General features: G+C 68.3%; 16 protein-coding genes. 5 read left to right on the top strand and 11 right to left on the bottom strand.

The features are described 5' to 3' along the window. Window positions 1-4: 4 nt before the first annotated feature. Window positions 5-1,309 (bottom strand): GAF domain-containing protein, encoded by a 1,305-nt coding sequence (locus JOF57_RS18910; RefSeq protein ID WP_307870051.1) that lies wholly within the window; start codon window positions 1,307-1,309, stop codon window positions 5-7. A gap of 280 nt (window positions 1,310-1,589) precedes the next feature. Between JOF57_RS18910 and JOF57_RS18915 the strand changes: the two genes are divergently transcribed. Further along, entirely contained in the window at window positions 1,590-2,990 is a 1,401-nt protein-coding gene (locus tag JOF57_RS18915) for a DEAD/DEAH box helicase (protein WP_209918958.1), read from the top strand. 76 nt (window positions 2,991-3,066) lie between these two features. Here JOF57_RS18915 and JOF57_RS18920 read toward each other — a convergent pair whose 3' ends face one another. The 5 genes from JOF57_RS18920 to eccCb form a co-directional block, all read right to left on the bottom strand. Further along, entirely contained in the window at window positions 3,067-3,363 is a 297-nt protein-coding gene (locus JOF57_RS18920; protein ID WP_209918960.1) for a WXG100 family type VII secretion target, read from the bottom strand. A gap of 12 nt (window positions 3,364-3,375) precedes the next feature. Further along, window positions 3,376-3,699, bottom strand: coding sequence for a WXG100 family type VII secretion target (locus tag JOF57_RS18925; protein ID WP_209918962.1), 324 nt, complete (start codon window positions 3,697-3,699; stop codon window positions 3,376-3,378). A gap of 77 nt (window positions 3,700-3,776) precedes the next feature. After that, window positions 3,777-4,070: a type VII secretion-associated protein gene (locus JOF57_RS30995; protein ID WP_234938670.1), complete on the bottom strand. Its 294-nt coding sequence runs from the start codon at window positions 4,068-4,070 to the stop codon at window positions 3,777-3,779. Beyond that, entirely contained in the window at window positions 4,070-4,924 is an 855-nt protein-coding gene (locus JOF57_RS18930) for a hypothetical protein (RefSeq protein WP_234938176.1), read from the bottom strand. Before JOF57_RS18930 ends, JOF57_RS30995 begins: the two co-directional genes overlap by 1 nt. After that, window positions 4,921-8,661: a type VII secretion protein EccCb gene (gene eccCb, locus JOF57_RS18935; RefSeq protein WP_209918965.1), complete on the bottom strand. Its 3,741-nt coding sequence runs from the start codon at window positions 8,659-8,661 to the stop codon at window positions 4,921-4,923. The genes JOF57_RS18930 and eccCb overlap by 4 nt, the downstream gene beginning before the upstream one ends. 121 nt (window positions 8,662-8,782) lie before the next feature. On the opposite strand from eccCb, the gene eccD reads away from it, so the two are divergent. Both eccD and mycP read left to right on the top strand, forming a co-directional pair. Continuing rightward, window positions 8,783-10,126, top strand: coding sequence for a type VII secretion integral membrane protein EccD (eccD, locus tag JOF57_RS18940; RefSeq protein ID WP_209918967.1), 1,344 nt, complete (start codon window positions 8,783-8,785; stop codon window positions 10,124-10,126). 11 nt (window positions 10,127-10,137) lie between these two features. Beyond that, window positions 10,138-11,451, top strand: a complete 1,314-nt coding sequence (gene mycP, locus JOF57_RS18945) for a type VII secretion-associated serine protease mycosin (protein WP_209918968.1) — start codon at window positions 10,138-10,140, stop codon at window positions 11,449-11,451. Here mycP and eccB read toward each other — a convergent pair. The 4 genes from eccB to JOF57_RS18965 all read right to left on the bottom strand — a co-directional run bounded on the left by eccB (window position 11,404) and on the right by JOF57_RS18965 (window position 16,167). Beyond that, window positions 11,404-12,807 (bottom strand): type VII secretion protein EccB, encoded by a 1,404-nt coding sequence (gene eccB / locus JOF57_RS18950; protein WP_209918970.1) that lies wholly within the window; start codon window positions 12,805-12,807, stop codon window positions 11,404-11,406. The two genes, mycP and eccB, sit on opposite strands and share 48 nt — an antisense overlap. Before the next feature lie 87 nt (window positions 12,808-12,894). Further along, window positions 12,895-13,995: a saccharopine dehydrogenase NADP-binding domain-containing protein gene (locus JOF57_RS18955; protein WP_209918973.1), complete on the bottom strand. Its 1,101-nt coding sequence runs from the start codon at window positions 13,993-13,995 to the stop codon at window positions 12,895-12,897. Window positions 13,996-14,023: 28 nt separating this feature from the next. Next, window positions 14,024-14,965 carry an enoyl-CoA hydratase/isomerase family protein gene (locus JOF57_RS18960; RefSeq protein ID WP_209918976.1) on the bottom strand — a complete coding sequence of 314 codons (942 nt, stop codon included), beginning with the start codon at window positions 14,963-14,965 and terminating at the stop codon, window positions 14,024-14,026. Continuing rightward, the gene (locus JOF57_RS18965) at window positions 14,962-16,167 is read right to left on the bottom strand and encodes a M28 family metallopeptidase (protein WP_209918978.1); all 1,206 of its coding nucleotides are present in this window, start codon (window positions 16,165-16,167) and stop codon (window positions 14,962-14,964) included. The genes JOF57_RS18960 and JOF57_RS18965 overlap by 4 nt, the downstream gene beginning before the upstream one ends. Before the next feature lie 54 nt (window positions 16,168-16,221). On the opposite strand from JOF57_RS18965, the gene JOF57_RS18970 reads away from it, so the two are divergent. Continuing rightward, on the top strand, window positions 16,222-16,854 hold the full coding sequence (locus tag JOF57_RS18970; RefSeq protein WP_209918980.1) for a TetR/AcrR family transcriptional regulator: 633 nt from the start codon (window positions 16,222-16,224) through the stop codon (window positions 16,852-16,854). A 27-nt stretch (window positions 16,855-16,881) separates the two neighbouring features. Here the strand turns inward: JOF57_RS18970 and JOF57_RS18975 are convergent, their stop codons facing one another. After that, on the bottom strand, window positions 16,882-17,433 hold the full coding sequence (locus tag JOF57_RS18975; RefSeq protein ID WP_209923496.1) for a CGNR zinc finger domain-containing protein: 552 nt from the start codon (window positions 17,431-17,433) through the stop codon (window positions 16,882-16,884). Between the two features lie 92 nt (window positions 17,434-17,525). Between JOF57_RS18975 and JOF57_RS18980 the strand changes: the two genes are divergently transcribed. Beyond that, complete coding sequence (locus tag JOF57_RS18980) at window positions 17,526-18,563, top strand: EamA family transporter (RefSeq protein ID WP_209918982.1); 1,038 nt, start codon at window positions 17,526-17,528, stop codon at window positions 18,561-18,563. The last annotated feature ends 15 nt before the right edge of the window (window positions 18,564-18,578 follow it).

An 18,578-nucleotide genomic window follows, 5' to 3' on the forward strand; every position in this document is an offset into this window, starting at 1 on the left:
AAATTCAGCCCAGTTCAGCGTCGATTCCGGCCAGATGGCCGCGGGCCTGCGCCCTGGCCACCGGATCGGCCTGGGCATGGTCGTGCAATGCCCGCCAGCCCTGCCGATCATCGCGGCCGTCGGGCAGTGCCAGCCACCGGCGCAGTAGGCCCAGGTCACTTCCGGTCAGCACGGCCTCGCGCAGGCCGGCACTCAGCTCGGTGCGCAGCCGCGCGATCGCCGGTGAGACCGATTGCGGCAACAGCGCCCCCGAATACGTGTCCAGGGCGGCCGAGACATTCCCGGTCTGCAGCGCGTCGTAGACGTCCCCCATATCGCTGGCAACCGGCGCCAACAGGCGGTAGGGCCGCGACTCGAGGTAGGCGCTGCCGATGACCCGGCGCAGCCGCGAGACCTCGGCCCTCACGGTGACCACATCGAGGTCCTTGTCGTCGAGCAGCATGGCCAGGTGATCGGCGCTCAGGCCCTCGGGGTGCCGGATCAGCAGGACCAGGATGTCGGCGTGCCTGCCGGTCAGCGCACTGGACTGCGGGCGGCCTGCGGTATCGGTCACGTGCCAGCGCGGGCGGTCGGCGCCCAGTACGGTCAGCCGGGCCCCGTCGGCCGCGGTCGGGGCGGCGGGCCCGGTGAGCCGCAGCAGGGCCAACTGGTTTTCGACGGCAACCGCAGTGGCCCTGACCAGGGCCAATGTCTGCGGAGACGCGACCGCGGCGCCGCCGGTCAGGTCGATGGCACCGAGCAGCACCCCCGTCGCCGGATCGTGCACCGGTACCGCGGTGCAACTCCAGGAGTGCACGGTGCGGGAGAAGTGCTCCGACCCCAGGATCTGCAGTTCACGGTCGAGGGCCAACGCCGTACCCGGCGCGTTCGTCCCGGCAACCCGCTCGCTCCAGTCCGACCCGGGCACGAAGTTCATCGCCTCGGCCTTGCGGCGCACGCCGGGGTCACCTTCGACCCACAGCAGGGTGCCGTCGGCCGCGGTGATGGCCACCACCACTCCGGAATCGACCGCATCGTCGACCAGGAGCCGACGGATCAGCGGCAGCGTGGGCGCCAGCGGATGGATGTCGCGCAACTCGGTCAGCGCCGCCGCTGCGGCCGCCGCCCGGGTGCCCAGATCGGGGTCTACGCCCGTCGCCAGGCTGCGCTGCCAGCTCTCCACGATGACCCGGCGCACGGGGGCGGAATCGAGGGAAGCGGCGTCTACCTGGCCCCCGATGAACAGGTCATGGATGGCGCGCACCTTCGCGGGTTGTGCCCGGGCGGACACCCGGCCTCCCGCGTTTCTGGATGCAGCCACGGCAATCACGCTCCCGGCGTCGGACCATCGGCATGGCATTCACGCGTGTCCGCAAGGATAGTTGACCAGCCAGACCTGTGATGGATACCACCCGTAGGCCAGCCTGCAGAAATCGGGGAATCCACGCCACTACCCGTATAGTTGGGGCACGGCGGCTTGTCTGTTCTGCCTTTGCCGCCTTCTCGATCGTCAACCGAGCGCCGCGAGATATCACTCGCGCCGGGCAGGACGACCGCCCTCTATTTTCGGAGCTTTCATTTTGTCTGTCCAAGAAATCCCTGGCACTGCTGTGCCCACATTCGCTGACCTCGGCCTGCCCGCCGAGATCGTCGCGACCCTGGCCGGAAACGGCGTGGAGTCCCCCTTCCCGATCCAGGCCGCGACCCTGCCCGATTCCCTCAAAGGCCGCGACGTGCTCGGCCGCGGCCGGACCGGTTCCGGCAAGACGTACGCATTCCTGCTTCCGCTGGTGGCCCGCCTGGCGACCAGCGGCACCCGCCGGGCACCGAACCGGCCCCGCGCACTGATCCTGGCGCCCACCCGCGAACTGGTGACCCAGATCCAGGCCTCGCTGGCTCCGCTCGCCGCGGCAACCGGCCTGAAGTCGGTCAATATCTTCGGCGGAGTGGGCCCCGGCCCCCAGATCTCCGCACTCAGGGGAGGCATCGACATCGTCATCGCCTGCCCGGGCCGGCTCGAGGACCACATGCGGTCCGGTCACGCCGACCTGTCCGCGGTCGAGATCACCGTGCTCGACGAGGCCGATCACATGGCCGACCTCGGCTTCCTGCCCGGCGTGAAGCGACTGCTGGACAAGACCCCGAAAAACTGCCAGCGCCTGCTGTTCTCGGCCACGCTCGACGCCGGCGTCGACGTGCTGGTCAAGCGCTATCTGCACGACCCCGTGGTGCACAGTGTCGATTCGGCACAGTCACCGGTCAGCGCGATGGTGCACCACGTGCTGCACGTGGACAACGCCGCACGGGTCAACGTCGTTGCCGATCTGGCTGCCGCGCCGGGCCGCACCATCGTCTTCGCCCGCACCAAGCACGGGGCGAAAAACCTTGCTCGCCAGCTTAATTCGCGTGGCGTTTCCGCTGTTGAGCTGCACGGCAACCTGTCCCAGAATGCCCGCACGCGCAATCTCACGGCATTCTCCGACGGATCGGCGGCCGTTCTGGTGGCCACCGACATCGCCGCCCGCGGTATCCACGTCGACGACGTCAGCCTGGTCGTTCACGCCGACCCGCCCGTCGAGCACAAGGCCTACCTGCACCGGTCCGGGCGCACCGCCCGCGCCGGGAACGAGGGCACCGTGGTGACGTTGATGCACGACTCACAGGTCTCGGATGTGCGGAACCTGACCCGCAAGGCCGGGGTCAAGCCGACCATCACCCGGATCAACACCATGGACCACCCGGTACTGCGTGAGATCGCCCCCGGGGAACGGGTTTTCGGTGATCCCATCCACCAGGAGCCGGTCGCTCAGGCCACCCACGCGCCGCGGCGTCAGGGTGGTCGGTCCGGGCAGCAGCAGAATCGCAACCGCCCCGGCAGCTCCAGCCGCAATGGCGGCGGTGCCCCCGCAGCCCGGTCCGGGACCGGTGCCGGTGCCGGTGCCGGTGCCGGCGGACAGCGCGGCGGAAACCGCCGTCCCCGCCGCAGCGGCGACTCCGGCTCGGCCCGCTAAAGACGAAAGTGTGCGGTCCCGCTCGGTCCTCTCCACCGAGCGGGACCGCACATGTCTTTTTCTGGGGTGAGCGGCCTCAGACTCCCCAAGCGTTGGCCGCGCTGCGGTCGGTCGCGGCCACCTCGTCGGCACCGTCGCGCACCGCATTGCCCAGGGAGAACAGAATTTCGTTGAGAGCCGCTGCGGCCTGGTTCCAGCGGACCTGCTCGACGGTGTAGGCCTGCGCGGCCTCACGCGTCCAGACCTGCTGCAAAGGCGCAATCTGCGAACGTAATTCATCGAGCGCGGCGTTGAACCGGCTTGACGTGGTGTGAATCTCCTGGCGAACCGAGTATTCGATCTCACCGAAGTTGTATGACAGCACGTGATCCATGGCCGATGCCGATCAGATGCCGTCGCCGACGACACCGAGCCGCTGCGCGTGCGCGTCAGCAGCGGCACGCAACGTGCGCTCGTTGGTCCGGATGGTCTCGGCGATACGACCCAGTGCGGTGTGCAGGGTCAGCGATTCGCCGTTCCAGCGGTCCACCACGCTGCGGAACCGTACTGCAGCCACGCCGCCCCATACCGACGGTGGCACACTGCTCATCTTTCCGATGAAGGTCGCCAACATGGCCCGGACATCGTCGTTGAGCACGTCGATCCGGCCTGCCACGCTCGTCATCATCTCGAAGTCGGCGCCCAACGGCCCCGTCAGTCCTGTTGGCATGTCCTCTGGCCTTCCGGTCTTGTCTTGCGGGATATAACAATTCGACGCAGCCCGGCCCGATTTGGTTCCATCCAATTTCAGAACACCGCATGCGCGGACCCGGCGGCCGCCGCGCAGGCCGGACGCACGACCTCCTCACGTCCCGGTGTGCTCTGGCACCCGACCGCGATTCGCACAGCACCGTCAACGAATACCGCCCAACGGATCTCCCGCCCGGTCCGGACCTCCCGGTAGCTGACCACCGACCGACCGGCGACGACCGCAGACGGATCGAAGTCGACGAACACGTCCGCAGGTTGCTCCTTGAGTGCGCGCCCCACAGTGTCGGCTACCGTACCGTCACCGACACCGGACTGGGTCAGGTGAATCATCACCTGCGGGTCGTCCGGCGAACCACCTGGACCCGAGCCGATCCCGGGCCGTCAGTGACCCGCCGCACGTTCCAGTCAGCCGGAATCTGCATACCTACCCGGCCCTCGACGAGCACCGTCATCGACGGATGGTCCGCAGGTCCGCCCCGGGCCGCGACGACGATCCCACCCAACATCAACGCCAAAGCCGCAGTGGCGCATATCGCACCCTTGCCAGTCCGCATCCGGCTGCCGATCTGCTCCTCGGCCGGGGTGTCCGGGCCGACCTGGGTGTCGCGCCAGAACCGGGTATCGGCCACATTCACCACCACGCCACGACGGCGGAGCGCGGCCGCCACCGCGTTGCCCAGCGTCACAGCTCCGGCCACCTCTGCCGGAGCATCGACGACCACCTCTGCCGACGTACCGGCGAGCGCTATCACTGCACGTACCACTGCATCCGGATTCAGATCGTGCTCGACGTGACGGGCCAGTGCGACGCCACCGGTGTCCACGCCCGACACCATGACGACCTCGTCGGCAATCTCGACGACCACCGAAAACGCACCGGGCGGGGAATCGCGCAGGGCCTCAACCCGCCGCATCACCACAACGTCGGAATCCATCACGGCCGCCCGCACGCGGTCACAACGGTCAGCGGACCACCAGGTCGGGCACACCAGGGTGACCGCCCGTGCCCCCGCACCGGCCGCGCCGAGAACCTCCGCCCACAGATCCGACACCGCAACGGGTTCGTCGTCGACCAGGGCGATGTCGTCGTCGATACTCGCGACCGAGACTGCCGCAAGATCCGCCGACACCGGGCCGGGTCCGCGCACGGTCACCGGCCCGACCTCGACGACGGGCGACATCACCGCGCCTCGTCCCCTCCGGGCAGGACGACCTGAACCAGCTGATCGGGCGCCGTACGGGTGATCAGCGTGCCGCGCCCGGGGGGAAGCCGAACCGGCCGTACCGATCCCAGCAGCACGCCGTCGTCGGGGCCAGCGCTCATCGTCAGGCCCATACAGCCGAGGTCCTTGACCGTAGTCAGCAGCGGATCGAACATCGCCCGCGCCGCACCGCCCGACCGGCGGGCCAGCAGCAGGTGCAGTCCGATGTCGCGGGCGTGCGGCAGGTAGTTCAACAGCGGTGACAGCGGATTCGACCCACCTCCGGCCACCAGGTCGTAGTCGTCGACCACGACATAGAGTTCGGGACCGGTCCACCACGACCGGTCGCGAAGCGCTCGCTGGGTGACCTCGGGTCCCGGCATCCGGTTCGTCAGGGTCTCAAGCACTCTCGGAAGCGCCGCATCCAACGCCACGACCGACGCCGCATATCCCGCCAGATGCTCCGATTCCACCGCGCCCAGCAGCGCGCGACGGAAATCCACGATGAGCAGTTGCACGCCCTCCGGGTCGTTGCCCGCCACCAGGTCGCCGCACAGGGCGCGCAGCGCGGTCGACTTGCCGCATCCGGTGTCACCGAAGATCACCAGATCGGACTGCGCATCGAAATCGACCAACACGGGCTTGAGTTCGTGTTCCCCGAGCCCCAGCAGCACCTCGGTGGCGGGTCTGCCGCGGGACACCCGGCGCAGTTGGTGCTCGCTCACCCGCGCCGGCAACAGCCGGACAGCCGGCGCGCGAGCCGCACCGTACTGGGTCTTCAGGGTATCGGCGATCCGTGCCAGCGCCGCACCGATTCCGGAGTCCGACGGTGTCCCATCGAGGCGGGGCAACGCGACCAACAACTCACGCGCGTCGTGGGTGAGTCCACGCCCGGGTGCGCACCGGTCCAACTGACGGGCGCGTTTGCGGTCCATCTCGGATTCGGCCGGATCACCGAGCCGCAACTCGATGCGGGTTCCCAGCTGGTCCTTGAACGCGGGACGGAACTCCCCCCACCGCGACGCGGTCGCCACCACATGAATGCCGAGTGAAAGCCCCTGCACTGCAAGCGCGGTGATCTGTGGCTCCAGCGCATCGAACTCGGTGCGGAAGGTCGACCAGCCGTCGATGATCACGAATACGTCGCCCCACGGATCGTCGATCACCCCGGCGGCACGACGCGTCCGGTATTCGGCCATGGAACCGATGCCGAGAGCGACGAATCGTGCCTCACGGACGTTGACCAGGGCCTGCATCTCGGCGACGGTGCGCCGGACGAGATCGGTATCGGTACGTCCGGCGACCGCGCCGACGTGTGGCAGGGCCCGCAGTGCGCTCAACGTTCCGCCACCGAAGTCCAGGCAGTAGATCGCCACGTCCCGGGGATGGTGGGTGGCGGCCAGCGCCACCGCCAAAGTCTTGGCTGCCGTGGATTTTCCGGATTGGGGACCACCGACGATCGCCACGTTGCCCTGCGCCCCGCCCAATGACAGCATCAGTCGGTCCCGGCGCTGCTCGAAGGGGCGGTCGATCAGCCCGATCGCGACGTCGAGTGGACCGGGATCCGACAACAGGACGTCACTGAGCGGGATGGCAGACGGCAGCGGAGGCAGCCATACCTGGTGTGCCGGTGTACCGTACCCGGCCAGCCGATCGACGACCTGCTGCAACACGGTCGTCGTCGCGGATGCGGACGGCCGGTGGTCGGCCGGCATCCAGGACGTTGCGAAACGCCGGGGCCCCGGTGTCTCCTGCGGCACCGCGGGCACCTGTTCGGGCAACGTGCCGGTCGCCGAGACGAACGCGGTCTGAAACCGGACGATGTCGCCGGATGGTGTCTTCAGGTAGGCCGCACCCGGTGTGGTCGGTAGCTCGTACGCATCGGCGATTCCGAGCACCGATCGGGACTCGTTGGGCGAGAATGTCTTCAGGCATACCCGGTACGAGAGGTGGCTCTCCAGTCCGCGTAGCCGGCCTTCGTCGAGCCGCTGGCTGGCCAGCAGCAGATGTATGCCCAGCGATCGCCCGAGGCGGCCGATCGCCACGAACAACTCTGCGAAATCCGGGTGCTGCTGGAGCAGTTCGGAGAACTCGTCCACCACGATCAGCAGGGCGGGTAGGGCAGGTAGATCGGTGCGGCGCCGGTACTCCGCGATGTTGGCCAGGTTCCCGGCTGCCCGAAGCAGTCCCTGACGGCGGGTCATCTCCCCCGACAGCGCATCGGCCATCCGGGCCACGAGCTGCGCCTCCTCATCCAGGTTGGTGATCAACGCGCTGACATGACGTGCTCCGTGCAGGCCGAGAAATGTTGCGCCGCCCTTGAAATCGACGAGGACAAGATTGAGCGCCTCGGGCGGATGTGTGGTTATCAGCCCCAGAACCAGCGTGCGCAGAAACTCCGACTTTCCCGAGCCGGTGGCACCGACACACAGCCCGTGCGGGCCCATGCCGTCGTGCGCCGCCTCCTTGAGGTCAAGGTGCAGCGGGGTGCCGTCGGCACACCGACCGACGGGAACCCGGAGGAACCGCTTGGGATCCGATGTCGTCCACACGCTCGGCGGATCGAAGAGGGCCGGGTCGTCGATACCGATCAGGTCTGGCCAGCCGGAGGCTTCGGACACGGGCGCGCAACGCCATCGCGCCAGCCACCGGGCACACGTGACGGCCTGCTCATGGTTCATCCGGTCGGGCCGCGCCGCGCCGGCACCGAATCGCACCACGTCGGTGGCGAGCTCCAGATGCAGGTCTGCGGTGGCGATCCCGGAATGAGCCGCGACGGCCAACACGGTGACACCCGCCCCGGGGAGCGGCCCTACCGGGCCGGCCGTGGCGGAATCGACGATGACGATGGTATGAGTAGGCGGTTCCGTGGCGGGCAGCTCGGCCAGTGTGCGAAGCCGCAGCGCAACCGGTCCGCCGTGGCTGTCGGGATACCAGTGGTGACCAAGCCATTTCAACCATTCCCAGTCACCTGCCGTCGATACGTCGACGACTGCGGCGACGCGGACGTATCGCGGACTGTGCGTCACGGCCAGCTGGCAGATGACTGCGCGCAGCAGGGCGCGTGCCGCGTCGACCGGCCCGCCCACCGTCACGTGCCCGAGGCCCCGCAAGTTCATCGTCACCGGGACGCCTGCCACCGTCGACCGACGCCGGATCAGTTGCGCCAGAGCCGATGCCGTCACCGGATCGGCTTCCCGCCCGGAGTCGGTGCCACCGGCGATCAACCTGGTCGACGGTCGCCTCTCCCTCACGCCGATCCGCACCTCACAGAACCCCGGGGCACCGGGGCTGCGTCGCCACATCTGTTCGCCACCGGCCAGCGTCCACAAGCACCCCGGCTCCGGATGCGCGGCGTGCAGGTCCAGCCATTGGGCGCGGGCGGATTCACCGGCCGCGGTGTCGATCCCGTCCAGGTAACGCAGGTACTCACCGCGGTCGCGGTGGAGCTGCTGAGCGCGACCCCCGCTCTTCAGGCTGTACGCGGCCGTGCCGATCGCCGACATGGCCATCATGACCGGGAACATCATGGCGGCTGGACCACGGGTGGCCGCTGCGCCGGAGGTGACGTACACCGCGACCATGCCGCCCATCGCCACCACGACCAGCAGCGGCAACAACCTGGTCAGCGGGCTGACCAGGTTGTGGCGCGGCAGCGCAGGCGGTGCGTCGATCACCACCTCGGTAGTCGGCGACTCCGGTTCGCGGATTGGTTCCATCGGTATTTGGACGCGCGCGGGCCTCGTCAGGTTCCCGGTGCACACGGAAAAATTGGTGCGCAGGCGGGCCTGTCGAGTCGGTTAGCGTGGCAGATATCGGCGTCAACCGGGGGGTGATGCGATGCCGGATTTGTTGCGCCACGTGTCGATTCACGGTGGCGCGCCGGGCGAGGCGGGGCACGGCGCAACGGTCGACCTGTCCTTGCCCGCCGCGATGACCGTAGGCGAACTGCTGCCGTGGATCGTCGATGCGCTCGGCGCCGGCGACGGTACACCGCGATGCTGGCGCCTGACATACCTGGATGGACGCAGTCTGGAGGCGTCAGAAACCCTGGCGCAGAATGATGTTCACGATGGCGACCTGCTGGTTCTTGCCGCGACCTGCGAAACTCCCACGCCGGATCGGTCGCCGACCGCCGCACTGACCGGCGGCTCCGCCGACGACGTCCTGTCCGCGGGACTGCGAGTGGCCGCCTGCCTGTGGGCGTGCGCGCTGGGTGCCGTGGCGTTGACGTGGGCCGGGCTCACCGGTCAGGGACTGGACCGCATCGCCGCCGCCGCGGGGGTAGCGGCGGCTGTCACCGCCGTGGCCGTGGCCGCGCCACGCCTCGGTCTGAGTTCGGCCACGGTGGCGACGCTCAACGTCGCCGCCCTGGTGCAGGTGGCGGTCCTCGGTTTCCTCGTCGTTCCGGCCGGACCCGCGCCCGCGAACTTCTTTCTGGCCGCGACGGCTGTCGGCTCGCTGGGTGCGGTACTGATGCGGGTATCCGGCTGCGGCACAGGGATTCTGCTCGCGGTCGTGACGGTCGCCGGGGTGGTCGCCGCGGCGACCGGCTTCGCTGTGTTGTGGCCCGTGGCCACACCCGTATTGGGTTCGTTGGTGAGCGTGCTCGGGGTGGGCCTGCTACCGCTGGCCCCACGGCTGTCCATTGCCCTGGCCGGTCTGACGCCGCCGGTGCCCGAATATCCCGGTGCCGAGGAAGACTCGGACGACTCCGCTTTCGACCCCGACGCGCGTGCCCGTATCGGGCATCGACACCTGGTGAGCCTGGTCGCCGGTTGCTCGGCCGCGGCAGCACTCGGAACCGTAATCCTCGTCTTCGCGGGTCCGAAGCGGATCACCGCCGTCGAGGTCGCGTTCGTCGCGGCCGTCGGCGCGGCGCTGCTGCTGCGCTCACGCACCTATGCGTCGGGCAGCTGCCGCGCCGCGGCAAGCACCTCCGGATTCCTCTCGCTCACCGCGGCTTTCAGTCTTGTGGTGGCCTGGCTTCCCACTCATGGCAATTGGACGGCACTACTCGCGGTCGGCACCGGGATAGCCCTGGTCTGGCCGATCGCGATCCAAAGTCCCATGGCAGCCCGCGTGGCCGATGCCGTCGAGTACGGGGCACTGGCCGCGGTGGTGCCGCTGGCCTGTTGGCTCGCCGGCGGCTTCGACGTCGTTCGCGACCTGGCACTGAAGTGAACCGGTCACGGGTGAACCGGTCGGGCAGGTTGGCCGCGGCGCTGATCGTCGGGTTTCCGCTGCTACCCATCGCGCCGGCCGCGGCGGTCGTACCGCCGGCCGTCGATGCGACCTTGGTCCCCCGGCCGGCGCCGCCGGGGCCCGTCGAGCGAACCCAGCAGCGCCAACCCTGCTATCAATCCCCGGCCGACACCACCACCGTGCCGGGCAACCCGCTGGGCCTGGAGGCGGTCTGGCCGCTCACCCGCGGCGGGGGCCAGAAGATCGCGGTGATCGACACCGGTGTCGCGCGGCACCGACTGTTGCCGCACCTGATCGGCGGCGGCGACTATGTGTCACGCGGCGACGGCACCGCCGATTGCGACGGCCACGGCACGATCGTTGCCGGAATTGCCGGTGCCGCGCCGAGTGCCGGCTTCAGTGGGGTGGCACCCGATGCCGTCATCCTGGCTATCCGGCAGTCCAGCAACAAGTTCGCCGCCGACGGCGGCTCGACCGGTGTCGGTGACGTCAACACCCTTGCCATGGCTGTGCGCACCGCTGCCGACCTCGGTGCAACCGTCATCAACATCTCCTCTCCGGCCTGCGTATCAGCCACCGATGCACCCGATGACCGTGCTCTGGGCGCCGCGCTGAGCTACGCCGTCGACGTCCGCAACGTCGTGGTGGTGGCCGCGGCCGGCAACGTCGGCGCGGGCTGCACGCAGCAGAATGAGCCCGCCGGGCGCGACTGGGACAACGTGCATTCGGTATCCAGCCCGGGGTGGTACGACGACCTGGTGTTGTGCGTGGGTTCGGTCGGATCCGGCGGCACGGCATCGGCTTTCAGCCTGGCCGGCCCATGGGTCGACGTGGCCGCGCCCGGCGAGAATCTCGTGTCGCTGCACCCCGACGGCGAGCGCTTGATCGACACGATCGGTCGAGAAGCCCCGATTTCTGGAACCAACTATGCCGCGCCCGTGGTGGCCGGGGTTGCCGCACTGGTGCGGGCCCGGTTCCCGCAACTGAGCGCGCGCGAGGTGATGCGCCGCATCGAGGACACCGCCCGCACCCCCGCCGACGGCTGGAATCCGTTGGTCGGGCACGGCGTCGTCGACGCCCTGGCCGCCGTCAGCAGCGGCACACCACCATCCACGTCCGCGCCGACCGCGCCGGCCTCGGTGACGCCGACCGCGCCGGTGGCGATCGATCCGCAGGCCCGACGCATCGCCTTCGGCGGTGCCGCCGCGTGTATCGGCGTAACGGTCTTGACCGCACTGGCACTGGCGGCCATGCGGTTACGCCGGCGCTGCCCCGACACCGGGCAGCGTGTCCCGCACCACTGAGGCCGCTTCGCGGTTCAGTTCGGGACCGCGGGGCAGCATGGCCAGCATCGGCCACGGCGCAGGAACCGCGTCGGTTGCCAGACCGAGTGTTTCGGCGGTCGCCCCGTCGCGGACGCCGAACAGCACGCCGAGATCGTTCAACAGATACAGCGGCCCGCCGTCGATACCGTCCGGTGTCACACCTCCGGCCTGTAGCAGCACACTGCGACCGACCGGGATCTGCACCCGGTCGACGTTCGGCCCGTCGCCATCGGCCTGCGCCAGCAGCACACTGCGATCTGGCAGCGAATCAGCCATGGCCACAGTGGTATTCGTACCCGAGCCGGGCTGTCGTGGATCCCAGCGGGCGCACACCACCGCCCGCGTCCGCGCCAGAACCCGCTCGGGGAACCGGGCGACGGCGAGGCTGTCGGCGACCGGCACATCGGCCACCACGTCGGCCGGAACCACGGGTGGTTCGCCGTGCGCCTGTGCCACGCTGAAGCGGATGACGTCGGCCGCCACCCGGCCGACGCGTTGGAGGCCGTCCGTCAGCACCACATAGAACTCGGCGGGTCCGGCACGCACCACGCGCACCACGGTGCCCACCGCAAGGCCGCCCAGCGCGGCCGGTCCCGGGTTTCCCAGGCCGACAATCGACGGTGCCTGCAACGCCGGAGCCTCCGGCACCGAGTCCAACAAGGCTTGCGAAACCGGCTGGACCGAAACACCTTCCAGATGCAGCGCCCGAACCACGGCGATGTCGCGCAGATCCACCCGCGCCCGCCACCCGTCGGCCAGCAGGTACGTCGCCCCTCCCACCGCGCGCGCTGACACCAACAGCGCCTGACCGCTACCCAACGCCACCATCCCGCGGTCGGAACGACCGGCCAGCAGTACCGTCTCGGCGGGTTCGGTGCTGTCGCAGATGGCCCAGTCCGATTCGTCCAGGCTCAGTGGTTGACCGAGTTGGGCCGGTGCGCCCGGGATGCCGACCAGCGGACCGCGCCGAAGCTTCGCCATCGCAGCATCGTTGACCAGCACCGGATCCGCCGGGGTACCGACGATGAGCCGGGCCGAGGCGAGATTGGGCACCGGGTGGGCGGTGTCGTCGATACGGACGAACAACGCGCCGGTGTCGCGCACCATCAGGATCGGCGCATCGCCCGGCACCGAACCGGGGCGTATCAGCGCGAGCACCGCACACACCGCGATCGCGACGACGGCCAGTGCACAGCCCGCACCGTAGGCGATCGCCTGTGCGCGCAGCGGGTCATCGAGCATCCGCGCGTCTCCGCGAACCAACGCGTGCGCCATGCGCCGCAACAGGAATCGTTGCCCGTTGAGCTGTAGCCGAGTGGCTGATCGCCCTGCCATGTGTCCCCCGGCAATCACCCTAACCTGGTCCGGGACACGCCCCGCGCAGTAATTGCGGCCTTCACATGCCGGCGCCCCTCGGCGGCGTCAGATCAACTCATATGTGAGCCCGTTCCCGCCAAGACCGTCGAGGAAAGCTCGCGGCTCGACGATCTGCGCAGGGCTCACAGCTCCGGTGGCGACGAATGTGTCCTCGAGAGTTGAGCCCACGATCGAGGCCGCGATGGGAGCCGTCAGATCGAAGATGCCGGCGGCGCTCAGGGTTGCCATCCGTACGCCCGATTCTCCTTCGGCCCTGACCGATATCCAGAACCGCGTGGGGTCGTCGTCGATTCGCGTGTGAGTGGACCGGGTCGTCGCGCTGAACAACGTTTCGGCCAGCGAACCGAATGGACTCCGCAGTGCCGCACCGATCCCCCGGATCACCAGCGGGACGAAACGGTCCGGTACCGGGGTGCCGAATGTGCCGGCGGACATCCATGTTCGGACGGATCCGACGTCGAGATGGCGCGGTACGGTGATGGCATCCGGTGCCGGGTAGGTGAACACCGTCTGAGTTCCCACCGGACCGGGAAACTCAGCCGTTCGGAGCAGGGGTGTTCTCACCTCGACGTACCCCTGGTCGAACTGGACAATGGGTTGCCCCATCCCGCGCAGGAAGTTGGCATAGGCGGAACCGCTCGGCGTCCAGTCTGTGATGTGGTACGCGATGTCGACGGTGTTGATCCGCCCCGTTTCAGCCGCCATCAGGGTGACCAACGCATCGGCGAGCGCCGCGTAGAACGCTGCGGACGGAATCAGGGCGATACCAGCGCCCGCTGCCGCAGCGCCCAGCTCGTCGAACACGTATTGGATCGAGCGTTGCTCACCGCTGATATCGACGTAGTGGGTCCCGGTGGCGATCGCGGCGTGGGCGACCGGTTCGCAGGTTTCGACAAACGACCCGGCCGCGTTGACGACGGTTCGCACGTACGAGCAGATCTCCTCGATTCGCGACCGGTCGCTGAGGGCCGCGGCCTCCACCCGAACCGACTGCCCGATATCAGCCGCCAGCTTGTTCAGTTTGTCGAGATCGCGACCCACGCACACCACAGAGCGGCCGGCAGCGAGAAGTTCACGGACGATCTGCTTTCCGGTGTATCCGGTGGATCCGAAGACTGCGACGTCGTGCGTTAGTTTGTCAGGCATTGATTCTCCCTATCGGTCTGACGATTGGTCAGCGATGAAGTTGGCGCGAATTCCCGATGCGCTCCCAGCCACGCAGGATCACCTCGTCGGTCAACGGCTCGTTGGTGGCGAGATAAGTGCGGTAGGCAGCCATCGAACGTTTGGTGTCCCGATCGGTCAGCGTCCGGACCAGGCCCGCGCCTTCCCGCCGCATTGAGGCAGCGGTCGGCCGGGTGCTCGAGTCGTAGACTGCGCGTTTGATCTCCCGGGTGACGGCCGGCGACCTGGCCGCCATGCGGTCGGCGAGCGCTACTGTGAACGCGCGCAGTCGTTCTCGTGGACAAACATGGTGGACGATGCCGATTTGAACAGCATCGTCCGCCGTTAGCCAGCTCCCTTCGAGAAGCAGTTCGACGGCGGCCGCGGGGCCCACGATCCGGGTGAGGCGTTGGGTCCCACTGGCACCCGCCAGCAGCCCGATTCCTGACTCGACCAACCCGATCTTGGTGTCCTCGGCCATGATTCGGATGTCACAAGCCAGCGCGAATATCGCTCCCATCCCCAGGGCAAGACCGTTGATCTCGGTGATCACCACCTGGTCCAGCCGGGAAAGCCGTTCCAGGGACCCGTAGGTCCGGGCCAGGAACAGGGTGTTTCGCAGACCGGTACGACGCAGCACGGAATCCACACTCCGGTTGGCGACGGCCGCCCGCGCACCCGCGATGACGGCCCGGGCCGGGCCATGCCCGACACGCACCGGCACCGATTCGGCTCCCCGGATCAGTGACGGTACGTCGAAATGAGTGAGATATGTGTCATCGCGGCCCGTGAACACCACCGCCCGAATTGCCGAGTCGCGGCGCAATTCCCTGGTGAGATTGTCTAATTCGATGCTCATCTGCTCGTCGAAGAAGTGTCGCGGCGGGTTGTCGAAAGCCACCGTGAGCACACGATCGGATTGTTCGGTGACCAGTCGCGGTGAGGTTCTCATGCCGCCACGACATCCTGTGCGTCCCGCACCCACGTGCGGGCGATCTGCCCCGCCAAGCGGACAGCGTCGCTCACAGTGGTCCAGTCGACGTTGTCCAATGTGTCGGACGGGCGATGCAGGTGACTGACCCACCCGTCCTCCACGGACAACAGCGAGACCGCGGGCAGGCCGGTGTGGGTCATGATCGCGGCGTCGGTGGCATTGGGGAAGCTGACCTGCTCGAGGTCCAGATCGAGTTCGGCGGCGGCGCGATGGGCCCGCTCGACCGCATCTGCCGACAGTGTGTTCGTCAACGCCTCTCGCGCAGACACGACCACCGGCCCACGGCTGCCAACCGAGTCGAGATTGATCACCAGGGTGTGCTCGGGGTCCAGTTGCCGCCGGTACTGGTGCAGCCAGTCCTTGATTCCTGTGTTACCCGCCTCTTCGCCGCCCGGAAACACCACCAGCACGGTGGTTTCCGGGAGAGGTGAAGATACGAATTGTCTGGCGAGCTCGAGCACGGCGGCGACACCTGAGGCATTGTCGTTGGCCCCGGGGGCGGTCCGGCTCCGCATCGACTGCACCATGAGCGTCGCACTCAGCGCCAAGGCAGCGCCGGCCGCGATCCTGATCCGGCGGGACGGGATCGCGGCAGCCGCCAGTGCGGTCAACGGGATGGCGTGGCTGGGCACCGCATGGCCGGTGGTCGCGGCCAGCCGACGGCTCGCCGCGACCGCGTACGGATGCCACACCGCGCCCATGTGCGCGGCATCGTGATGGGCGCAGAGCACCAACGTGCGTCGCGAGCGACCTGCGGCGGGAATCCTCGCCCACACCGATACGCCCCGCCGCGCCGGCAGGAGGCGACGAGCCCACTGCAAGCGCCCCGAGACTTCGAGCTCGTATGACCCCGCGACGGTCGCACCGAACCACCGCGCCACCGGATGCGGTAGCGCCGCGAGACCGGCACCCAGCGCGAGATGCACGAGATGTGCAGGTGCCCAAGATGATTGACTGCGGAATGTCGGGTTGGCGATGTCTTTCACACCGAGCCCACCCAGCCGCTCACCGAGGTAACGCGCAGAAGCTCGTTCGCCCGCGCCCGCAGTTCGACGATCGAACCTGACCAGCTCTTCCACATCGCGCCGCATCAGGTCGACGTCAGCCGGCCCGTCGAGATCCCCCATCGAATCCACATCCTCTCCCGCTATCGGATCCATTTCACAGAGTGTCACTCTGTTACCGATTTATAGTCGGACACTATGCTCGCCTCTATGAGCTCCGTCAAGCCCCGCCGGCGCGATATCAGCGCCGCGCTCACGCGCACGGCAGTGCTCGACGCCGCGCGACGCCTGTTCGTCACCAAGGGGTTCGAGGCCACGTCGATCGACGAGATCGCCCGAGCCTCCGAATCGAGCAATGGCGCTGTCTACCACCACTTCCGAGACAAGCAGGAGATCTTCGCCGAGGTCTTCCGCGGCGCCCAGGCCACGGTGCTTCAGTCCGCTGTCGCCTCGATGCCGACCGACACCACCGCGTGGCAGCGCGTGGAGGCCGGAACGCGGGCCTTTCTGCGTGGCTATGTCGTCGACGACGACGCCCGAATGCTGCTCCGGCAAGCCGTAGGCGTGCTGGGCTGGGACCGGGTCCGTGAGCTCGACGAGGAAATGTCACTGCCCCTGATCCGGGCTGTGCTCACCGACGCCATTGAGGCAGGCGAAGCTGTCCCCGTTCCGGTCGCGACCGCCGCGGACGTCTTGTTCAGCCTGTTCTGCAATTCGGTACTGATCGTCGCGGCCGGAAATGATCCGGACCAGACCGCCAAGGACGTCGAAGTCGTCCTCTTCACCCTGTTGAGTGGCATGCGGTCAGCGGCGGAAAGCACTGGGAGTCAACACAAAGACTGACCAGACGAGGGTCACCCGCCCACCGATTCAGTCGGCCCGTTGACGCTGTCGATAGGCCGCCACATGCTGGCGGTTACCGCAGTTGCCGGTGTCGCAGAAGATGCGGGAGCGGTTGCGCGACAGATCGGTCAGCACGGCCGTACAGTCCGGCGCCGCGCAGATCTTGAGACGGCGCAGCTCACCGCCACGGATCAGGTCGGCCAGTGCCATCGCCATCTCGGCGCCCATGCGCTGCGCCAGCGGGTCGTCGACCGATGCCAGGTGCAGGTGCCATTCCGGCATCTCTGCGTGCCGGGTCAGCCACGGCGACGCCTTGGTGTCGCTCAGCATGGCGTTGACCTGACGGACCGTCTCCTCCTCGTCGTCGGCCACCGCCCAGATCTCCCGTAGGCGCCCGCGCAGGCCGCGCACGGCCGCCAGTTCGGCGTCGTTGCGGTCGCGCCGCCCGGTCCAACCGAACTCGTCCAGGTAGGCGTTCAGTGCGGCCTGGTCGGTGAGCTGTTCCCCCTCTACCCGATCGGTGTTGACCAGCACCATCGCGGCCCGGAGCGTGAGCTCCGTGTCATAGGTGAAAAGCATTTGACTCATGACCCCCAGTCGCCGTAGCGTCGACGCTACCGTCATTACCATAATCCATTTTACTCATGACATACCCCAGGGGAGGTGTACCGATGACTGCCGAAACCCAGCACGACCGCACGACCACCGATAACCACTTCCGGCTCGGACTCTTGTTCGCCATCAGCTCCGCGCTGGCGTTCGGCTCATCGGGCCCGTTCGCCAAAGCCCTGATGGAATCCGGCTGGAGCCCCACCGCCGCCGTCACCGCCCGGCTCGCCGGTGGCGCGCTCATCATGGCCGCGTTCGCCACCGTCGTCCGCCCCGGCTGGATCCGCGAGGTTCTCGACCACGCCAAGACCGTCGTCGGCTACGGCCTGATCCCCATCGCCGGCGCGCAACTCTGCTACTACAACGCCGTCGCACATCTGTCGGTCGGCGTCGCCCTGCTACTGGAGTACACCGCGCCGATCCTCGTCGTCGGCTGGGTCTGGGCCACCACGCGGCACCGCCCCAGCGCCATGACCTTCGGCGGCGTGGCAGTCGCCATCGCCGGCATCGTCCTGGTCCTCGACGTGTTCAGCGGCGCCCAGATCAACCTCATCGGCGTGAGCTGGGGACTGGCCGCTGCCATCTGCGCGGCCTGCTACTTCATGATGTCGGGCAAGGCCAGCACCGACGGCGACGGGCTCAGCCCGGTCAGCCTGGCCGCGGGCGGCCTCGTCGTCGGCACCGCCGCCGTGACCCTCCTCGGCGTCGCCGGCGTCATGCCCCTGACCTTCACCACCAACGCCGTGACCCTTGCCGGGCACGCCACGACGTGGCTGGTGCCGGTGATCGCCCTGGGTTTGATCCCCACCGCCCTGGCATACACCCTCGGCATCGTCGGGATCGCACGGCTCAAGCCGCGCTTCGCCTCCCTCGTCGGATTGTCCGAAGTGTTGTTCGCGGTGCTGATCGCCTGGATCATGCTCGGCGAGGCCATGTCGATGAGCCAGGCGGTCGGCGGACTGGTGGTACTCGTAGGCCTGGCGCTGGCGCGTCAGGGCGATCGCGGCGAGCAGTCGGACCCCGAGACGGCCACCCAGATCGAGCGAGCCACCTGGCCCGACCTGCCGCTGCGGGAGGCGGCGGAGACCGCAAACGATTAGCCGCGGCTAACCACT

This window comes from Mycolicibacterium lutetiense (genome assembly GCF_017876775.1).
GTDB lineage: Bacteria > Actinomycetota > Actinomycetes > Mycobacteriales > Mycobacteriaceae > Mycobacterium > Mycobacterium lutetiense.

Coding starts and splice junctions, on each gene's coding strand:
- JOF57_RS18920 (WP_209918960.1), bottom strand. CDS start 3,363: ATGGATCACGTGCTGTCATACAACTTCGGTGAGATCGAATACTCGGTT.
- JOF57_RS18925 (WP_209918962.1), bottom strand. CDS start 3,699: ATGCCAACAGGACTGACGGGGCCGTTGGGCGCCGACTTCGAGATGATG.
- JOF57_RS30995 (WP_234938670.1), bottom strand. CDS start 4,070: ATGATTCACCTGACCCAGTCCGGTGTCGGTGACGGTACGGTAGCCGAC.
- eccCb (WP_209918965.1), bottom strand. CDS start 8,661: ATGGAACCAATCCGCGAACCGGAGTCGCCGACTACCGAGGTGGTGATC.
- eccD (WP_209918967.1), top strand. CDS start 8,783: ATGCCGGATTTGTTGCGCCACGTGTCGATTCACGGTGGCGCGCCGGGC.
- eccB (WP_209918970.1), bottom strand. CDS start 12,807: ATGGCAGGGCGATCAGCCACTCGGCTACAGCTCAACGGGCAACGATTC.
- JOF57_RS18955 (WP_209918973.1), bottom strand. CDS start 13,995: ATGCCTGACAAACTAACGCACGACGTCGCAGTCTTCGGATCCACCGGA.
- JOF57_RS18960 (WP_209918976.1), bottom strand. CDS start 14,965: ATGAGAACCTCACCGCGACTGGTCACCGAACAATCCGATCGTGTGCTC.
- JOF57_RS18965 (WP_209918978.1), bottom strand. CDS start 16,167: ATGGATCCGATAGCGGGAGAGGATGTGGATTCGATGGGGGATCTCGAC.
- JOF57_RS18970 (WP_209918980.1), top strand. CDS start 16,222: ATGAGCTCCGTCAAGCCCCGCCGGCGCGATATCAGCGCCGCGCTCACG.
- JOF57_RS18975 (WP_209923496.1), bottom strand. CDS start 17,433: ATGCTTTTCACCTATGACACGGAGCTCACGCTCCGGGCCGCGATGGTG.
- JOF57_RS18980 (WP_209918982.1), top strand. CDS start 17,526: ATGACTGCCGAAACCCAGCACGACCGCACGACCACCGATAACCACTTC.